At 69.9% G+C, this 18,223-nt stretch carries 14 protein-coding genes; 9 read left to right on the top strand and 5 right to left on the bottom strand.

Translation table 11 applies throughout. From position 1 onward, the window contains the following. Positions 1-163: 163 nt before the first annotated feature. From ACIBQ1_RS30685 to mptB, 3 genes are all read left to right on the top strand, one after another. Positions 164-511 carry an STAS domain-containing protein gene (locus ACIBQ1_RS30685; protein ID WP_185069723.1) on the top strand — a complete coding sequence of 116 codons (348 nt, stop codon included), beginning with the start codon at positions 164-166 and terminating at the stop codon, positions 509-511. A gap of 712 nt (positions 512-1,223) precedes the next feature. Continuing rightward, the gene (locus ACIBQ1_RS30690; protein ID WP_397282775.1) at positions 1,224-1,958 is read left to right on the top strand and encodes a glycosyltransferase family 2 protein; all 735 of its coding nucleotides are present in this window, start codon (positions 1,224-1,226) and stop codon (positions 1,956-1,958) included. Between the two features lie 764 nt (positions 1,959-2,722). Beyond that, the gene (gene mptB, locus ACIBQ1_RS30695; protein WP_397282776.1) at positions 2,723-4,279 is read left to right on the top strand and encodes a polyprenol phosphomannose-dependent alpha 1,6 mannosyltransferase MptB; all 1,557 of its coding nucleotides are present in this window, start codon (positions 2,723-2,725) and stop codon (positions 4,277-4,279) included. A gap of 374 nt (positions 4,280-4,653) precedes the next feature. On the opposite strand, the gene ACIBQ1_RS30700 is transcribed toward mptB, so the two are convergent. Continuing rightward, positions 4,654-7,098: a hypothetical protein gene (locus ACIBQ1_RS30700; protein WP_397282777.1), complete on the bottom strand. Its 2,445-nt coding sequence runs from the start codon at positions 7,096-7,098 to the stop codon at positions 4,654-4,656. Between the two features lie 699 nt (positions 7,099-7,797). Between ACIBQ1_RS30700 and ACIBQ1_RS30705 the strand changes: the two genes are divergently transcribed. The 4 genes from ACIBQ1_RS30705 to serS all read left to right on the top strand — a co-directional run bounded on the left by ACIBQ1_RS30705 (position 7,798) and on the right by serS (position 11,755). Next, positions 7,798-8,988, top strand: a complete 1,191-nt coding sequence (locus ACIBQ1_RS30705) for a glycosyltransferase 87 family protein (protein WP_397282778.1) — start codon at positions 7,798-7,800, stop codon at positions 8,986-8,988. A 22-nt stretch (positions 8,989-9,010) separates the two neighbouring features. Further along, positions 9,011-9,430: a DUF4446 family protein gene (locus ACIBQ1_RS30710; RefSeq protein WP_397282779.1), complete on the top strand. Its 420-nt coding sequence runs from the start codon at positions 9,011-9,013 to the stop codon at positions 9,428-9,430. 61 nt (positions 9,431-9,491) lie between these two features. Further along, positions 9,492-10,415: a prephenate dehydratase gene (gene pheA, locus ACIBQ1_RS30715; RefSeq protein ID WP_397282780.1), complete on the top strand. Its 924-nt coding sequence runs from the start codon at positions 9,492-9,494 to the stop codon at positions 10,413-10,415. A gap of 77 nt (positions 10,416-10,492) precedes the next feature. Next, the gene (gene serS, locus ACIBQ1_RS30720) at positions 10,493-11,755 is read left to right on the top strand and encodes a serine--tRNA ligase (RefSeq protein WP_397282781.1); all 1,263 of its coding nucleotides are present in this window, start codon (positions 10,493-10,495) and stop codon (positions 11,753-11,755) included. Here serS and ACIBQ1_RS30725 read toward each other — a convergent pair. Both ACIBQ1_RS30725 and ACIBQ1_RS30730 read right to left on the bottom strand, forming a co-directional pair. After that, positions 11,719-13,041, bottom strand: a complete 1,323-nt coding sequence (locus tag ACIBQ1_RS30725; protein ID WP_397282782.1) for a hypothetical protein — start codon at positions 13,039-13,041, stop codon at positions 11,719-11,721. The two genes, serS and ACIBQ1_RS30725, sit on opposite strands and share 37 nt — an antisense overlap. 155 nt (positions 13,042-13,196) lie before the next feature. Beyond that, entirely contained in the window at positions 13,197-13,400 is a 204-nt protein-coding gene (locus ACIBQ1_RS30730) for a cold-shock protein (protein ID WP_093173019.1), read from the bottom strand. 250 nt (positions 13,401-13,650) lie between these two features. On the opposite strand from ACIBQ1_RS30730, the gene ACIBQ1_RS30735 reads away from it, so the two are divergent. Next, complete coding sequence (locus tag ACIBQ1_RS30735; protein ID WP_397282783.1) at positions 13,651-14,421, top strand: HAD family hydrolase; 771 nt, start codon at positions 13,651-13,653, stop codon at positions 14,419-14,421. Between the two features lie 38 nt (positions 14,422-14,459). On the opposite strand, the gene ACIBQ1_RS30740 is transcribed toward ACIBQ1_RS30735, so the two are convergent. Both ACIBQ1_RS30740 and ACIBQ1_RS30745 read right to left on the bottom strand, forming a co-directional pair. Then, entirely contained in the window at positions 14,460-14,975 is a 516-nt protein-coding gene (locus tag ACIBQ1_RS30740; protein WP_397282784.1) for a bacterial proteasome activator family protein, read from the bottom strand. Positions 14,976-14,980: 5 nt separating this feature from the next. Further along, positions 14,981-15,937, bottom strand: coding sequence for an NAD(P)H-quinone oxidoreductase (locus ACIBQ1_RS30745; protein ID WP_397282785.1), 957 nt, complete (start codon positions 15,935-15,937; stop codon positions 14,981-14,983). Positions 15,938-16,051: 114 nt separating this feature from the next. Here ACIBQ1_RS30745 and ACIBQ1_RS30750 point away from each other — a divergent pair, with 114 nt between their 5' ends. Beyond that, entirely contained in the window at positions 16,052-18,190 is a 2,139-nt protein-coding gene (locus tag ACIBQ1_RS30750; protein WP_397282786.1) for an AAA family ATPase, read from the top strand. The last annotated feature ends 33 nt before the right edge of the window (positions 18,191-18,223 follow it).

Consider the following 18,223-nt stretch of genomic DNA (forward strand, 5'->3'; position numbering starts at 1 on the left):
CCCAGCCCCTCCTTCACCATGAAGCCGTGCTGTGTCCGGTGTCACGCTGTCAAGCTTCGCGTACTCTCCGTTTCCATGGAGCCCAAACGGAGGACAAAAACCTGTGGTTGCCCTATCGGCGTGACAACGTGACCGGAAGCCTCCGCGCCGCTAGCCTGCCCATGTGGAGCTCAAGGTCTCGACTCGATCACATGCCGGGTGCGCACTCGTTGCCATCACCGGAGAAATCGACCTCTATACGGCACCTCACCTGCAGTCCGAGTTCACTCGGCTGCTGCAGGAGGGGCCCAGCCGAGTGGTCATCGACATGTCCGCCGTGGATTTCTGCGACTCCACGGGGATGAACGTGCTGCTCTCAGCGCTCAAGCGGATGAAGGAACAGGGAGGGGCGCTCGACGTGGCCGCTCCACGTCCCGCCGTCCGCAAGATCCTGCAGGTCACCGGGCTCGACTCGGTGTTCACCGTGTACGACGAGGTGCCGCAGGAGTTCCTCATAACCGAGGGGTCATGACGGGATCCGTGCTCGGATCCGGGAACGTACTGAACGGGGTCACCTCGACCCCGGCCGCAGGGGCGGCCCGCTGCACAGCGGCGCCGCTACTCGCGCATGCACCACACCGGCCACCCGCACCGCGCCCCGAGGACGCGTCACGCGGGACACCGGCACTGCGCTCTGACCCTGCCTCGCGCAGGACACCAGCACCGCGACCTGCCGAGATGTCCTGCGTGCCCGCAGCGCCCCGCCCGGCGCACGCGACATGCGGGACAGCAGCGCCCCAGCCCACGCACAGGACCGCGACGACAGCGCCCCGGCCTGCACGCGGGACGACCGGGGTGGCTACGGTCGGGGTGGCGACGATCAGGCCCGCGCACAGGACATCGGGGTCGGCAGCACCCCGGCCCGCGCATGAGACGCGGAGGACGGCAACGCTCCCTCCTTTGGCCACGACGCCGCATCGGTCACCAAACGCACCCCTGCACAAGAAGGAAGTGCGTGAGGTCGTGCCTGCGGCGCAGCACGAGATCGTGATGCATGCGGCCCTGCGCGGCACATCGCAGCCGCATCAGCCGCCTGATGACGGGCAACGCGGGACCGCCCGTGACCGGAGCGTCGGCTACGGTGTCAATAACGACCTGAGTCGAGTCCCGGGGCACGGTCCCGACGTCAATCCCGGTGCTCGACCGAGGAGAATCGAAAGCGTCGTGTGCGGAGGTGACGCTCGGTGAGCACCAGCGGCGACACAGCGGTCATCATCCCGGCCGCCAACGAAGCCGACCGCATCGCGGCCACCGTCAAGGCCGCCGCGGCCCTGCCCGGCGTCGACATGGTCGTGGTCGTGGACGACGGTTCGAGGGATCAGACCGGCAGGGTGGCGCGCGCGGCCGGCGCCAGGGTGGTGCGCCACAGCCGTAACAGGGGCAAGGCCGCCGCGATGGAGACCGGAGCGGAGGCCGTCCGTCTCCTCGACGAGGACGCCACCCCCCGCCACCTGCTCTTCCTCGACGCCGACCTGGGCGAGACGGCTCACGCCGCCGCACCCCTCATCGAGCCCGTACGCGCGGCCAAGGCCGACATGACCATCGCGGTCTTCACGACCAGGGTCAAGCTGGGCGGCCACGGCCTGGTCGTACGCCTGTCGAAGGAAGGCATCCGCCGGGCCACCGGCTTCGACCCCGCCCAACCGCTCAACGGCCAGCGCTGCATCACCAGAGCGGCCTTCGAGGCGGCCCGTCCGCTGGCGCATGGGTTCGGGGTGGAGACGGCGCTGACGATCGACCTGCTCCACAAGGGGTACCGGATCGTCGAGGTCGAGGTCGACATGGCCCACCGCGCCACTGGCACGGACTGGCGGGCCCAGCTCCATCGAGCGATACAACTCCGGGACGTGGCGCTTGCCCTGGCCACCAGAGAGCCGCTTATCGCCCAAAACCTCCATAAAATCCGCCCCAACCGCTGACCATCTCCACACCTTGCACCGACCATGAGGCCGTTTCCCTCCTCACACGAGGGCAGCGGCCTTCTCCATCCACAGAGCCCTCAGCCCGATCCCCGTTATCCACAGGAAGCTTCCGCCCGGCCGAAGCCACCCCACGAGTGTGCTGGAATTTGCCGGTGACTTCGGAGAAGCGGCACGAAAAGGCACGGGGCCGGCTCGCCGGGCTGGCCACGGCGGCGATCGGCGCCTCGATCCTGCTGACGATCACCATAGGTCTCCTCGGCCCGTCGCCGATGGTGCCTGCGCTGACCGGCCCGAGCTGGCAGCCGCCGTACTCTCTCGACGTCCACCCCAACCCATACCTGGTGATCGCCCTCGCCGCCGCCGCAATCATCCTGGGCGGCCTAGGCCTCCTGACCGCCCTCACCCTGACCCGCCCCCCAGACCTTCCCCACCCACCCACAGCCACCCCCCAGACCCCACCTCCCACCAACTCGGCGGACACCCCGTCCCCACAGCCCGACGCAACACAGCCCAACGCAACACGGCCAGATGCGACGAGGTCAGACGCGACGCAGGCGGATGTGCAAGGAGCGGGAACACCGGGAACACCGGGGGCGGCTGGGGCGCCGACGGACGTGCCACGGGCGGGAACGCCGGGGGCGGATGCAACATCGGCGGCTACAACGGGGACGGATGCAGCCCGGGCAAATACGGGATGGGCTAATACGGCACGGGCAGATGGTTCAGCACGGCCGCCGAAGACGAACGGGTCGCCAACAGGCGTGCCGAGCAGCAGGCGCTGGCCACTACCGAGCGCCCGCCTCCTCGTCCTGATCGGCTGCGCAGCCGCCGCAATCCTGGCGTTCCTGCCACCGTCCGGCTCCGGAGACCACCTCAACTACGCCGCCTACGGCCGCATGGTCACGCTAGGCCTCAGCCCGTACACCCACGGCGCGGTCGACGTGCCGGGCGACCCCATCGCGGACGCGGTCGAGGACCCATGGCGCGAGGAGCCGAGCGTGTACGGCCCAGTGGCCACTGCCGTGCAGGCGGTGGCGAGCTGGATCGGCGGCGACTCGCTCCGCCTGACGATATTCGTGCTGGCCCTGTTCAACGCCGCCGCCTTCATTGTGACGGCCCTGCTCATCGACCGTTTCACCAGAGACGACCCGACCAGACGCCTGCGCGCCGCACTCCTGTGGACGGCCAACCCTCTCCTGCTCTACCAACTGGTGGCAGGAATGCACGTGGACACGCTCGCCATCGCCTGCATGGTCGCCGCCCTCCTGGCCAGAAGCCGCCCCGCAGGCTCCGGCGTCCTGCTCGGGCTGGGAGTGGCGATCAAGGTCAACGCCGGCCTGGTCGCCCTCGGTCCCGCCTGGGAGCTGCGCCGCCGCCCCGCCCGCCTGGCCCTCATGGCGTCCTGCGCACTCGCCGTAGTGATCATCGGGTACGCGATCGTCGGCCCCGAAGCGATCGCCCCGATGACGCGCACCAGCAAGTCGATCTCCCACGCCTCGTTCTGGAAGCTCGTCCAGGGCTGGCTCCAGTCCATCGTGGGCACAGGCAGCGCCTATCGAGGAGAGATCCAGATCGGCTCACTCCTGGTGCTCGCCCTCATCGCCTGGTCCCTACTCCGCCTGGCCTCCCGCTCCCGCCGCCCTGCCTCCCCACCAACCAACGAGGCAACCCCAATCCCGCCGAACGGACCTGGCCACCCCACGACCACCGCAACGATCCACGCCCCGTCGAGCAACGTGAGCCATCGAGCAGCAAGCCGGGCGGCCAACGACCCAGAAAGCGGAACGAGCAACGATCCGGGAAGTGGGACAAGCAACGCCCCAGACAGCGGAACGAGCAACGATCCGGGAAGTGGGACAAGCAACGCCCCAGACAGCGGGACGAGTGACGATCCGGGAAGCGGGACGAGCAGCGGCGCAGCACGCTGGGCGAGCCGCTGGACGGCGTCACACGGCAACGGCGGGCTTGAGGCACCGGTCGTGGCGGTCGGGCTGGTGATCGCCTACGTGTTCGCCACGCCGTACATCCTGCCCTGGTACGACGGCTTGGCCCTCGGATTGCTGGCACTGGTGGCGGCCTCCGCAGTGGACGGGTTCGTAGTCGCCCACCTGCTGGTGCTGTCGTTGGCGTACCTCCCGGCCAGAGTGAACGGGCAGCCGGCAGACCTCGAATGGCTCAGCACAGTGGTCCGGCCGCAACTCGCGTGGGCGCTGCTGGCCCTGACGGTGGCATTGGTCGTGTGGGCATGGCGAGCTGCCAGACGTGATCGCCTGCCATCGGCACTGGCTCGGCATGGCGAGTTGCAGGGCGAACGCTGATCGTTGGCGGCGGCCAGGCGGGCTTGGCATGTCCTGCGGAGTGGCGTAGCCCGGTTTTCGCGTGAGGCTCTGCTGGTTTGACCATGCCGTCATCAGTTCGGGGTGCGCCACTTCCTGCTGGTCGGTGTCGGGTGGGGTGAGCAGGGTCATGGAGCTTTCGGACAGGTGGCGGCGGTCGGCGACCTGCAATTCGTCCTGAGCTTCGACCAGGATCGTGCTGGCCGGGCGTGGCAGGGCTTCGGGGCTTTGGTCAGGATCGGGCTGGCCAGGCGCAGCAGGGCCTCCGGGCTTCGATCAGGATCGGGCTGGCCGGGCGTGGCAGGGCTTCGGGGTTGGTTGGGGAAGACGCTGACGGCGCGGCGCTGGGGTGGTCGTCAATGCCAGTTGGGGGTGGTGAGTTGGAGAGCGCGGACGCAGGCGGCCAGGGTTAGCGGAACGGCCACGGTTAGGGCCATGGCGGGGATGGCGATGCCGGAGTCGTTCATGAGGAAACCGACAAAGGCGCAGGTGAGGGCGCCGAAGAGGCCGGCTCGAAGAGTGGGGGCCAGGCGGTAGGCCTGGCCGAGGGCGGAGGCGCCCCAACGCGAGGGGCGGTTGAGTACCAGGAACAAGAAGGCCAGCGCGACCAGCGAGAGGAGGGTTAGTGACCAGTTCCCGACAGTTACGCCGATCATGGCACTGAACTTGCGGCCGACGACGGTCCACGCCTGGCCGTCGATGACCTGCTGGACGAAGTTGCCCAGGTGGGTGCGCTGGGCGTCGGGACGCAGCCAGTCGAACACCGAGAGGGCGCCCACGAATACGGCCCCCACCAAGCCGACGAGCAGGAGCCTCAGCAGCGATACGCGTTTGCCGGAAAGCAGAATGAGGAAGACCGCCAAGCCGATCACGAACGCCGGTACACCGCCGAAGTCCGCCCCCCACGAAGGCCACCCGTCCGCGAAGATCGCGAGTCCCCCGTACAACGCGCACACCGCAACGACCACGACCCTGGAGACGCCCCTGCCGAGCAACCACTGGGCCACGCCCGCGAGTCCGAGGATGGTGCCTGTGGCGTAGACGGCGAAGGCGATGTTGCTGAAGCCGTAGAAGCGGCCCCCGGTGACGGGCTCGTAGCCGGTTACCGCGTTCACCTGGAGCTTGGAGCCGCTCATGACGTCGATGAGGAGCGCAAGGGAGGTGACGGCGGCGACCACGGTGAGCGGGCCCAGCACGTGAGCTCGCCACGGACCGGCGAAGGCCAGGGCGGTGATCAGTCCGGCGATGGCCACGATCGTCACGATCACCGACAACATCGGCACGGGCAGGGACCACCAGGGCACCAGCTGGGTCAGGAAGGTGGAGACAGGGATTGCTCCGCTGATCACTGCGACGATCTGAACGGCTTTGAGGAGCTTGGAGGTGCTCGCGAAATCGCCGGCTGGGGTGCCGAAGGGTGATGTGCCGTCGTGTTCGGTGGATGGGGGCTCGGCGGAGAAGGGCTGGGTGGTGAGGGGCTGGGTGGTGAGGGGCTCGGCGGAGAGGGGCTCTGTGCCGGGGGAAGTAGGGGGAGCGGTTTGTTCGGGGAGTTTGAGTGCGTCGGTGGTGGGTGGGGTGCGGTCTTCGGTGGTGTTCGCCGTGGCGGTGTCGGGGGGTGTGGTGGTGCTTTCTGTGGTGTCTTTGGCGGTTTTGAGGGGGTTGGTGGTGGGTGGGGTGGTGTCTTCGGGGGTGTTGAGGGTTGCGGTTGCGGATGAGGTGGTGCGGTTTGCGATGAGGGGGGAGGGCTTGGTGCCGTGATGTGAGGGGGTTCGGGGCTGGTCGGCGGTGGGGTGGGGAGATGGGGTGGAGCGGCGGCGGCGGAGGGCCAGGGCGGCGAGGGCGTAGAAGAGGAGTTGGACCGTCACGAGTACGGCGAAGAACGGGCCGCGTACCTCCCGGAGCACCTGGCTGGCCAGATCTCCGTCCGCCAGCTCCGCCACCGTCTCGGCCGGTGTGGCGGAGGTCGGGCCGTTGGGCTGCCAGGGGCGGCCGACCACCTGGCGTGGGGCGGGGAGGCCCAGGAGTTGGATGGCGGTGGCGGTGAGGTCGGTGATCGTGACCAGGGCGTCCTGGCGGGTGGAGGTGGCCGTGAGGTAGCCGTGGTCGTACGGCTGGCCGCTCGGTGACGGGCCCTTGGCGATTGCCACGTGGAGGTGGGCGGTCGGGGACACGTCCGAGATGCCTGCCACGAGGGTGGTGGTGTTGGGGGGCAATTTGGCGATCAGGGCGCCGATCTGCTGGTCCGCCTTGGTTACGGCTGCTTGGCGGGCCGTGGTCGGCAGCGGCGTGGGGACGCCGTACTCGTCCAGGGGCTGCCCGGTCCAGGCGGTTGCCAGGTCGGCGGCCTCCATGATGATCAGGTTGTACGGGGTCAGGTCGCCGGCGGTGTCGAGAGTGGGGGTGTATTTGGCGAGATTTCCGGACCTGTCGGCTCCGGCGAGTGCGGCGCCTGCGCCTATGGCGGCGACCTTGCCACCGTTGTCCGTCACCAACTGGCCCAGGGTACCTAGCTGGGCGTCGAACCCGGTTTCGGACTGGTACGCGGCCAGGGTGGGCCAGTTCGGGATCTTGGCTGCTTCCCCGGTGAGCTGGGGGGTGGGGGGCTGGAGGCAGCCCTTGCCCGCCGTGCCGGCTCGTTGGCCTGCTGAGATGGTCAGCCAGCCCGTCGTGGGACAGGTGATGCCGCGGTCGGGGGGTGGGACAGCTCTTGTGGAGAGGGAGGCGGAGGCGCCCTGGCTGATGAGCGCCCACAAGTTGGGGGTGCGGGAGGGGTGGAGGTCGCTCCATTCGAGGCCGGGCACGCCGACGAGGGCTACATGGCCCTGACCGATCCCTCGGGCGGGCTGCCGTAGCGCAGTGGCCGAGGGTCCTCCGGGTGCTTGGGCTGCTCCAGCTGCTCCAGCTGCTCCAGCTGTCCCGGCTGTCCCGGCTGCTCCGGCTGCTCCGGCTGTTCTGGCGGGTGGGCCGGGGTTGCCGGGGGGCGTCGCGGCGGCGGCCGCGGGTGGGGCTAGGCACGTTGCGGCGGTCAGGCCGAGGACAAGCGTGCCGAGTGCCCGGCGCGGGCCGAGGGCCGGAGCCAGCGCGGTGGTCGGGGTGTGCGCTGGCGTGAGGGCGGCTGCGGCGTGGGTGGTCGTGGTGTGCATTGGCGTGGGAGTGGTGGTCGGAGTGGTGGAGGCGAGCGTTGGCGTCGGCGCGTTAGCGGCGGGTTCGAGTGCCAGCGCGGTGGCGGGTTCGGGTGCCGGTGTGGTGGCGGGCTCGGGTCTCAGCGCGGTGGCGGGTTCGGGTGTCAGGGCGGTGGCGGGTTCGGGTGCCGGCGTGGTGGTGTGCTGGGGTGCCGGTGGGGTGGTGGGGGCCGCGGGAGGTGGGGGGGTGGGGTGGGGTGGTTGAGGAGGGGTGGGTGGTACGTGGTGGGCGCCGTCCCGGTTGGGCGTGGCGTTCGGCATGTACGGACCCCCATTGTTTGCCCTCGATCAACAACAGCCACGGTAACGTGCCACATCGTGACAAGTGGCGAGGTGCGGGTGGTACGGCGGCAGTGGTGGGCGTGGGCGCTCGTGGTGCTCGTGGTCGCGGCGGCCGCGGCGCCCCTGGTGGTCACGTGGCTCACCAATCCGGACGACCAACGGCTGGTTGACCTGGACGTTTACCGTACCGGGGGCCAGATGCTGCTTGAGGGCCGACCGGTGTACGACTATTTCACACCCGCCCCGCAGCTGTTGCCGTTCACGTACCCGCCCGTCGCGGCGATGCTGGCCGTGGCGCTGGCCGAGATGTCGTGGGGGACGGCCCAGTGGGTATGGACGGCCGGGATATTCGCGGCGCTGGCCGTGACCGTGTGGCTGTCGTTCAGGCAGGCGCTCAGGAAGTACGTGCCCTGGGTGTTCGCGGCGCTCATGGTGGCCTGCGTGTATCTGATGCCGATCAGGGACCAGGTGCGGTTCGGGCAGGTGGACATCCTGCTGGTGGCGTTGTGCCTGGCCGACTGCGTGGTCAGGCGGCCATGGTGGCCGCGGGGGTTCCTGATCGGGCTGGCCACGGCCGTGAAGCTCACGCCGGGCGTCTTCCTGATCCACCTGCTCGTAACGCGGCAGTGGCGGACGTTCTTCATGGCGGCGTTCACGACGGCGGTGCTCACGCTGCTGCCGTTCGCGGTGATCCCGCGGGACGCGTTCCAGTTCTGGTTCTCGGCGCTGCTCGACCCCAACCGCCTCGGCTCGAACGCGGCCACCACCAACCAGTCGATCCGCGGCATGCTGATCCGGCTCTACCTGCCCGAGACGGCGACGTCCGCGATCTGGCTGGTGATCGTGGCCGTGGTCGCGTGGTACGGGTTCCGCGGCGCGCGGGACGCGTACCGGGCGAACGACCATCTCACCGCGGTCGCCCTCGTCGGGCTCATGGCCGTGCTGCTCTCGCCCGTCGCCTGGATCCACCACCTCGCCTGGGTGGTCGTGGTGCTCGGCGCGATCGTGGGTGACGGGCGCGATCCGGTCAGGCTGCGGGTGGCGGCGGGCGTGTGGCTCTATTACGTGGTGCCGATCCCCTGGTGGGGCGTCTCGTTGAAGGCGGCCGAAATCCCGGGGGTCAGCCCGGTGCTGGGGAAGATCGTCCAGAACGGGTACGGGCTGGGGGCGCTGGTGCTCGTGTGGTTGTTGGTAGCCTGGTTGCCGAAACGGCGTCAGATCGCGTGACGGAACCATTACCCTCTGTGCCGTGCTCGTTACCACATGGGTCGTCGTGGGTGTCGTCGCCGGGGTCAGCGGCGTGTTCATCGGGTATCTGTCGCTCCGGCAGGCCAGGGCGGCGGTGGAGGACTGCCAGCGGATGCTCGCCCGCCAGACCAGCGAGGGCATGGGCGATCTCAAGGCCATCAGGGACGTGGCCGTCTGCCGGTACGACGCGCTCTCCGAGATGACCGGGCGGCTGTCGTTCTCGGTGGCGATGATCAACGGGCTGGGCGACGGCATCGTGCTGACCTCGATCAACGGGCGCAGCGAGACCCGTACGTACGTGCGGCCCGTCGTGGGCGGGAAAGGGCGCGAGCCGCTGTCGCCCGAAGAGGAGGAGGCGGTGCGCGCGGCCAGGCTCGGGCTCGGGCCGATGATCCTCTCCCGGGCCTCGGGACCGCTGTAACGCGGGCGCGTCCCTGGGCGTAAGGGGCGTGGTGGCGCTCACCTGCGGATACTCTGGATGTATGCCCAGACTCGCCTATCTCGGGCCGGAAGGCACCTTCACCGAAGAGGCCCTGCGGCTCCTCGACCCGACGGCCGAGCGCCTGCCCTGCGCCACCGTGCCCGCCGCGCTCAACGCCGCCCGTAGTGGCGAGGCCGACGGCGCCGTCGTGCCGCTCGAAAACTCCATCGAGGGTGCGATCACCACGACGCTCGACGAGTTCGCGTGGGGCGAGCCGCTGCTGATCACGGCCGAGCTGCTGCTGCCGGTGCAGTTCTCGCTGCTGGCCCGGCCCGGCACCGAGATCCCCCACGTCAAGCGGGTCTACACGCATCCCGCGGCCATCACCCAGTGCCGCGCCTTCATCACGCGCGAGCTGCCCGACGCCGTCGTGGTGGCCGCGCCCTCGACCGCGGCGGCGGCCCAGGAGGTCTCGCTGCCCGGCTCGCCGTACGACGCCGCCATCGCCGCCCGCATCGCCGGCGAGCACTACGGGCTGGTGGAGCTGGCCACCGACATCGGCGACAGGTCCGACACGGTGACCAGGTTCGTACGGGTGAGCCGCCCCGGCGGCCCGCTGCCCGAGCCGACCGGCTCCGACCGCACCACGCTGGTCGTCTTCCTCGCCGACGACCACCCGGGCGCGCTGCTGGAGATGCTGACGGAGTTCTCCGTGCGCGGGGTCAACCTGACGCGCATCGAGTCGCGGCCGACCGGTGACGGCATCGGGCGCTATTTCTTCCACTTCGACTTCGAGGGGCACGTGGCCGACGCGCGCGTCGGGGAGGCCATCTCCGGGCTCCACCGCATTTGCGGCGAGGTGCGTTTCCTGGGCAGCTACCCGCGCGCCGACGGGATCGCGCCGCAGATCAAGCGGGGCACCTCGGACTCCGAGTTCGCCGAGGCGGGCGACTGGCTCGCACGCGTCCGGGCGGGCCAGGTCTGAGGTCACGGCCAATCGGGTCCGCGTGTACGCGGTAATACGGGGGCGGGCTGCTGCCGAGCGCCGGTAGCCTTTGGCTTGTGATTGACCTGCGTACCCTTCGTGAGGATCCCGACCGGCTACGGGCGTCGCAGCGTGCCCGCGGTGAGGACGACTCCGTCGTCGACACGCTGCTCGACCTGGACGAGCGCCGCCGATCCGCGCTGACCTCGTTCGAGTCTCTGCGCGCCGAGCAGAAGAGCATGGGCAAGTCGGTCTCCAAGGCGCAGGGCGAGGAGAAGGCCGCGCTGCTCCAGCGGGCCAAGGACCTCGCGAGCCAGGTCAAGGCCGCCGAGGCCGAGGCGGAGAAGCTGACGGGCGAGCTCGACGACCTCGTTCAGACGGTGCCCAACATTGTCGAGGAAGGCGCGCCGGAGGGCGGCGAGGACGACTACGTGGTCCTCGAGACGTCCGGCGAGCCGCGCCAGTTCGACTTCGAGCCCAAGGACCATCTGGAGCTCGGCGAGGCGCTCGGCGCCATCGACATGGAGCGGGGCGCCAAGGTGTCCGGCTCGCGCTTCTTCTTCCTCAAGGGCGTCGGCGCCCGCCTGCAGCTCGGCCTGCTCAACATGGCCATGCAGCAGGCCATCGAGGCCGGGTTCACCCCGATGATCACGCCGGTGCTCGTCAAGCCGGAGACCATGCAGGGCACCGGCTTCCACGTGGCCCACGACAAGGAGATCTACCGCCTCCCCGAGGACGACCTCTACCTCGTCGGCACCTCGGAGGTCTCGCTGGCCGGATACCACGCCCAGGAGATCCTCGACGGCGGCGACCTGCCGCTGCGCTACGCGGGCTGGTCGTCGTGCTTCCGCCGCGAGGCCGGCTCGTACGGCAAGGACACCAGGGGCATCATCCGGGTCCACCAGTTCGACAAGGTCGAGATGTTCTCGTACGTGCGTCCCGAGGACGCCCACGAGGAGCACCTGCGCCTGCTCGCCTGGGAGAAGGAGATGCTGGCCAAGATCGAGGTCCCCTACCGGATCATCGACACGGCGGCGGGAGACCTCGGCATGTCGGCCGCCCGCAAGTTCGACTGCGAGGCGTGGATCCCGACCCAGGGCCGCTACCGCGAGCTGACCTCGACCTCCAACTGCACGGAGTTCCAGGCCCGCCGGCTCGCCGTCCGCTACCGCGACAAGGACGGCAAGCCGCAGCACCTGGCCACGCTCAACGGCACGCTCGCCACGACCCGGTGGATCGTGGCGATCCTGGAGAACCACCAGCAGGCCGACGGCTCCGTGGTGGTTCCCAAGGCGCTGCGGCCCTACGTGGGCCTCGACGTGCTGGAGCCGTCCAAGTAGACGCGGCGGGCGTCGTACCTGATGAGTGCGGCGCCCCCGAGCACCACCAGGGCGGTCAGCAGCACGGCCAGGGCGACGGCGACCCCGTACGAGTCCGGGGCGCCATGCGACCAGCCGTAGAAGGGCGTGTAGACGCACAGGTACACGAGCGGCGCGGCCAGCACCCCGACGGCGGCGGGCATGGGCCGCGCCCGGCCGGCCCCGGCCAGCACGAGGCATGTGACGGCGCCCGCCAGGACGGCGATCATGCCGATGAGGATCAGCACCGGCTCCAACCCCGTGGACCAGCCGGTGAGCACGGTGAACACGCCCAGTGACGCGGCCGCCGCGGAGCCCAGGTAGGCGCGGCCGAGCCGGCGCAGCCCCGCCCCGGCGCAGCCGAACAGCATGCACGCGGCCAGGAAGATCGCCACGTTGCTCTCCGGCGACAGGTCCACCGCCCCGTACCCGGGCGAACCGGGCCAGCCCACGCGCCGCCACGCACCGGACACGTCGCGGACCAGGATGCCGTCCAGGCCGTTCGCGACGACCACGACGTGCCCGCCCGGGCGGGCCTGCACGGCCAGCGCCATCGAGTAGCGGTCGGTCCCGTACTGATACCGCCGGGCGAACCGCTCGCGGTCGTCACCGGTGAGCGCCCACGACGGGCCCCAGGTCTTGCCGCCGTCGTCGGACTGCTCGACGGCCATCCGGTTGGGCACCACCCGGTAGCACCGCGTCGCCCGCATGGGGACGCAGGCGGCGCTCTGCAGCGGCCTGCTCTCCTCCTGCGGGCCGCTGTCGTCCGACCAGGTGACCCCGCCGTCCTCGGAGACCTGAGGGGCGCCGCCCTGAACGTGGACGACGATCCGGTCCCCGTCCACCCTGACCGAGTCGGCGGTGGGCGGGGCCGCGGCCGACGTGGCGGTCACGGCGAGCACGGCCAGCGGCATCGTGACCGTCACGCGCCAGCGCGCGGAGTCCGACTCCAGGCTGCGGCGGCGTACCCACCAGGCCAGGGCGAGAGCGGGCAGGGCGAGAAGGTCCGTGGGATCGGCCAGGACGCGCGACGGGCCCGCCACGAGGGTCCAGGCGTGGGAGGCCAGCTCGGCGCCCGTCTCCGTGGCCTTCACGAGCGTGAAGAGCACCCCGGTCAGTACGGTGGCCGCCAGGTCGGCCCGCCGCCAGAAGAGCAGGGCCGCCAGCGCGGGGGCGACGACCAGTCCCGCGACGTCACTGAGCTTGCCCGTGACGAACCCGGGCCAGGCCTGCTTGAGCAGGTGATCGTTGATCAAGAGCACGAACACCCCGGCAACGGTCACGGGGTGACATAACCAGGCGTACCTCATGTAGGGGTGGATGGCCGCGAAGCCCAGAAGGTTCGCGGCCGTGACCAACCCGGAACAAGCAAAAGACCGAGGCCCGCTGGAAACGAACCCCGGCCTGTCTAGCTGCTACAAGGTCAGATGGCGCGGACCTGGGAGGCCTGCGGCCCCTTCTGTCCCTGCGTGATCTCGAACTCGACCCGCTGGCCGTCCTCAAGGCTGCGGTAGCCGCTGCCTTGAATCTCGGAGAAGTGCACGAACACGTCCGGCGCACCGCCGTCCGGGGCGATGAAGCCGAAGCCCTTCTCGGCGTTGAACCACTTGACGGTTCCCTGAGCCATAAAAGCTCTCCCTCAGGATGTGAATCTATGGGACCCACACCTCGTGGGTCCCGGTGTGTCGTACAGCAAGCACCCGGGGTGGCTCAGACAAAGTCATGCTGGTTTTCACTACGGGATCAGCTAATACAACGCCATCACATCTAACACCATTCTGGCGCGTTGGTGTTCCCGTACCTACGAAGATTTCTGTCAGACGGCATCACCGGGCAAACTGGAACCTGTTATGCAGAGCCTTCCCACGCCCCGCCTTGTGGCCACCGACCTCGACGGCACCGCGTTGCGTAGTGACGGAACCGTGTCTCCCCGCACGCTGGCGGCCTTCGGCAGAGTCGAGGAATCCGGCGCCGTGCTCGTGTTCGTGACGGGGCGCCCGCCCCGGTGGATGGGCGGGGTCGCGAGTGCCGTACGTCACCGTGGGCTCGCAATCTGTGCGAACGGTGCACTGGTCTACGACCTTCATACCGAACAGATAGTGGAATCTCACCTCATCGCGGTCGACGTACTCCAGGAAGTCGTGGATCAGCTAAGAGCGAACGTGTCCGATCTCGTATTTTCGGTCGAGTATGAAGCGGGTTTTGCGCATGAGTCGGAATTCCTCCTGGGCGGCTTGGACAGGGGGGCCCTAACGGCACGCGTCGACTCCGTGACCGCGCGTCCGTGCGCCAAGCTCCTCGCGCTGCACCCCGGAATGGACGTGGACACGTTGCAGGCCACCGTGGAGGGGCTGGTGGGGCATCTGGTGACCGCGACCCACTCCAGCCGCCGGGGCCTGATCGAGATGAGCGCCCAGGGCGTGACGAAGGCCACGGCCCTGGCGGCGCTCGCCGGGCAGCACGAGATCAAGCCGGCCGAGGTGGTCGCGTTCGGTGACATGCCGAACGACCTGCCCATGCTGAGCTGGGCAGGCACGTCGTACGCGGTCGCCAACGCACACCCGGACGTGCTCGCGGCGGTCGACCACGTGACCGCGGCGAACGACGACGACGGCGTCGCTCAGGTGATCGAGCGGCTCTACGGATAGCCGCGGCGGGCGGCCATCCGCAGCAGGCGCTTGCGCCGTTACAGGTAAGGGCCGGTTCCGCCGGGCGGCCGGTGCTGGTCGTCACCCTGCGGCACGCCGGGCAGCGCCCTGCGCATCTGCTCCAACTGGGCACGGGCGGCCATCTGCTGCGCGAACAGCGTGGTCTGGATGCCGTGGAACAACCCTTCGAGCCAGCCGACCAACTGGGCGTGCGCGATGCGCAGCTCGGCCTCGCTCGGCGGCGCGCCGTTCTCCTCCGTGAAGGGAAGGGACAGCCGCTCCAGCTCATCGACCAGCTCGGGAGCCAGACCGTCCTCAAGCTCCTTGATGGAGGACGCGTGAATGTCCTTCAGCCGTTTGCGGCTGGCCTCGTCGAGGGGGGCGGCCCTGACCTCGTCGAGGAGCTGCCGGATCATGCTGCCGATGCGCATCACCTTGGCGGGCTGCTCGACCAGGTTGGTGACCGATCGATCCTCTTCGCCGTTATCGCCCTGACCTTGGAAGTCAGGACCCACCACCACGATGTGAGGGGTGTTGTTGTCCTCAGCATTCATAACACTCACCGTACTAGCAGGATCTTGCCGACGTGCTCCCCCGAATCCAACATTCGGTGGGCTTCGGCGGCCTCCGACATCGGTAGTTTCGCGTGCACCACAGGACGCACGGCCCCGGCGCCGACCAGGGGCCAGACGTTGTCCACAACACTACGGACAATTGCCCCCTTCTCGTCCACCGGGCGGGAGCGGAGCGCCGTGGCGTGCACCGAGGCCCGCTTGGCGAGCAGGGCCCCCAGGTCGAGCTCGGCCTTGCGGCCGCCCTGCAGCCCGATGATCACCAGCCGGCCGCCGGTGCGGAGCACCCGGACGTTTCCGGCCAGGTATTTGGCGCCCATGATGTCGAGGATGACGTCCGCCTGAACCTTGTCGGCGAAGTCTTCCTCGCGGTAGTTGACGACCTCGTCCGCGCCCAGCTCCCTGACCCGCTCGCCCTTGGCGGCCGAGCCGACGGTCGCGGCGACCCGCGAGCCGAGTGCCTTGGCAAGCTGCACGGCGAACGTGCCGATCCCGCTGGCCCCGCCGTGCACCAGCAGCGTCTCGCCCCTGCGCAGCCGCCCGACCATGAACACGTTGGACCACACCGTGCACGCCACCTCCGGCAGGCCCGCGGCCTCCACCAGCAACACGCCGTCCGGCACCGGCATGACCTGCTGCCACGGAGCCGCTACGCGCTCAGCGTAACCACCGCCCGCGAGCAGCGCGCACACCTCGTCGCCCGGCTTGAACTGCTCGACGTCCGCGCCGACCTCGGCCACCACGCCGGAGACCTCCAGCCCCGGGTACGGCGACGCGCCGGGCGGAGGCGCGTAGAACCCCTGACGCTGCAGGACATCGGCCCTGTTGACCGCCGAGGCGGTCACGTCGATGAGGACGTCTCCCCGCTCGACCCGAGGGTCCGGCACCTCACGCCACTGAAGCACCTCTGGTCCGCCAGGCTCGACGATCTCAATGGCTCGCATGCGAACTACGGTAGCCGGGCAAAGAAGTTGTGGGTTGCCGAGCTGTGGGGTTGCCCATGGCGTTAATCTGCAAGGTATTTGCTGCCCCTTTAGACCCACCAGAGGGGGAACACGGTGGCAAGACACGATCGAGAGGAATCGCTCGAGGAGCAGCTGGCGTGGCTCGACGCGATCAAGGAGACGGAGGAGGCCCCCGTCTCTGTGAGCGCGTCGACAGCAGCTGCCGACGAGTCGGTTGCCTCGCCGTACCCCCAGGACCCGTGGCGGATGGTCCCCACGCAGCCCGACACGCCGACGCCGCCGCTCTTCCGCGCGGCCGTCGACTCCGTGTACGGCGCCGCGGCGGCCGAGGACCTGCCCGACGGTGAGATGGAGGCCGCCGAGTGGCTCGGCACGGCCAGCACGGCCACGAGGCCCCCGGCGTCCCCGCCGAGCTCGCTGGGCGGCGACGACCCGTTCCACGCTCCGTTGAAGCCGCTGCCGCGGCCCGACGACACCGACACGTACTCGCTGTCGTTCGCCGCGTCGGAGACGCCGGAGCAGGAGACGCAGGACTGGACGTCCGTGCCCGAGTGGGCACGCGCGCCTGAGCCGCCCCGTGAGGAGCAGGACAAGGAGACCGCCCGCGCGGAGGCCGAGCCCGCCGAGCCCGTCGAGTCCGTCGAGTCCGTCGAGTCCGCCGAGGACAAGGTCGAGGAGCCCGAGAAGGCCGGGAAGAAGGACGGCGAGGCCGCGGCCGAGACCTCTCCGAAAGTCGAGCGCCCGAAGTGGTCGGAGCCGTCGGACACCCTCCCGACGATCCAGCCGCCCAAGTGGTCGGAGCCGGCCGCCACGCAGGAGGCCGAGCCGACCGAGGTCGAGGAGCGGCCCTTGTGGCCGACGGGCGAGCGCGCCGAGCCCTTGTGGCCGAAGAAGGAGGAGCGCCAGGAGCCGTCGTGGGCCAAGGACGAGCAGCCGGAGCTGTCGTGGTCGAAGGATCCGGAGCTGTCCTGGTCGCAGGACGCTGAGCCGTCGTGGTCGAAGGTCGAGCCCGCGCAGCCTGAGGAGCGACGCGAGGAGCAGCGCCCCTCGTGGACGGAGCCGACCCCGCAGGAGCGCTCTTCGTGGTCGGAGCCGGCCCAGCAGGAGCGTCCCTCGTGGTCGGAGCCGCCTCGGCAGGAGGAGCCGCCACAGCCGGAGCCGCCGCAGCAGGAGCGCCCGCAGTGGACCGAGCAGCACGAATGGCGCCCCGCGGAGCGCGAGATCCCGCCGCCCGCGGAGCGGCGCCGGCGCCCTGCTCCGATCCCCGTGTTCACGGCCCCGCCCCGGCCGCCGATCACCGGCCGCCCGACCGCCGACAGCCTCGACCCGGAGTCCCTGCTACGCGGACGGCGTAACGCCCCCTCCAAGGGCTGGCGCCGCCTGATCTACAAGGCGTCGGGAGGCTGGATCAAGCCGGGCGAGCCCCCGGAGGTCCGCCGCCGCCGCGAGCTGGTGAGCAGGAGCCGCACCCCGGTCACCGCCGGTCACCACCGCGTGGCCGTGCTGAGCCTGAAGGGCGGTGTGGGCAAGACCACGACCACGGTCGGCCTCGGCGCCACCCTGGCCCAGGTCCGCGGCGACCGGGTCATCGCCATCGACGCCAACCCCGACAGGGGCACCCTGTCCGACAAGCTCGTCCTGGAGACCTCGGCCACCGTGCGCGACCTGCTCAACGAGCGCGACCAGGTCAAGCGCTACGTGGACATCAGGGCGTTCACGTCGCAGGCGTCCTCGCGGCTGGAGGTGCTCGCCTCCGACCGCGACCCGTCGGTGTCCGAGGCGTTCAGCGGCGCCGACTACCAGGCCGTCTCCCAGGTGCTGGAGAACTTCTACTCGATCTGCATCACCGACTGCGGCACGGGCCTGCTCCACTCCGCGATGGGCGGCGTGCTCGGGCTGGCCGACCAGATCGTGCTGGTCAGCTCCCCGTCCGTGGACGGCGCCAGGGCGGCCTCCGCGACGCTCGACTGGCTGGAGGCGCACCACTACGCCGACCTGGTGAAGAACGCGACCGTGGTGCTGTGCAGCGTGCGGCCGCGCTCGAAGTCGGCGGTGGACATCAAGAAGCTGGAGGCCCACTTCGCCGCCAGGTGCCGCGCGGTGATCCGGGTGCCGTACGACCCGCATCTGGAGGAGGGGGCGGAGATCGACCTCGACCGGCTGCAGGAGCCGACCAGGGACGCCTATCTACAGCTGGCCGCGTGCGTGGGCGACGGGTTCGCGGGACAATGAGAAATCTGCCGTGTGGACTGCCGCTACGGGCCT

This window comes from Nonomuraea sp. NPDC050153, assembly GCF_044460125.1.
In the GTDB taxonomy this organism is placed as follows: Bacteria; Actinomycetota; Actinomycetes; order Streptosporangiales; family Streptosporangiaceae; genus Nonomuraea.

What these genes read in the sequence shown, in the direction of transcription:
- ACIBQ1_RS30740 (WP_397282784.1), bottom strand. Translation starts at nt 14,975, where the DNA reads ATGAATGCTGAGGACAACAACACCCCTCACATCGTGGTGGTGGGTCCT.
- ACIBQ1_RS30745 (WP_397282785.1), bottom strand. Translation starts at nt 15,937, where the DNA reads ATGCGAGCCATTGAGATCGTCGAGCCTGGCGGACCAGAGGTGCTTCAG.
- pheA (WP_397282780.1), top strand. Translation starts at nt 9,492, where the DNA reads ATGCCCAGACTCGCCTATCTCGGGCCGGAAGGCACCTTCACCGAAGAG.
- ACIBQ1_RS30730 (WP_093173019.1), bottom strand. Translation starts at nt 13,400, where the DNA reads ATGGCTCAGGGAACCGTCAAGTGGTTCAACGCCGAGAAGGGCTTCGGC.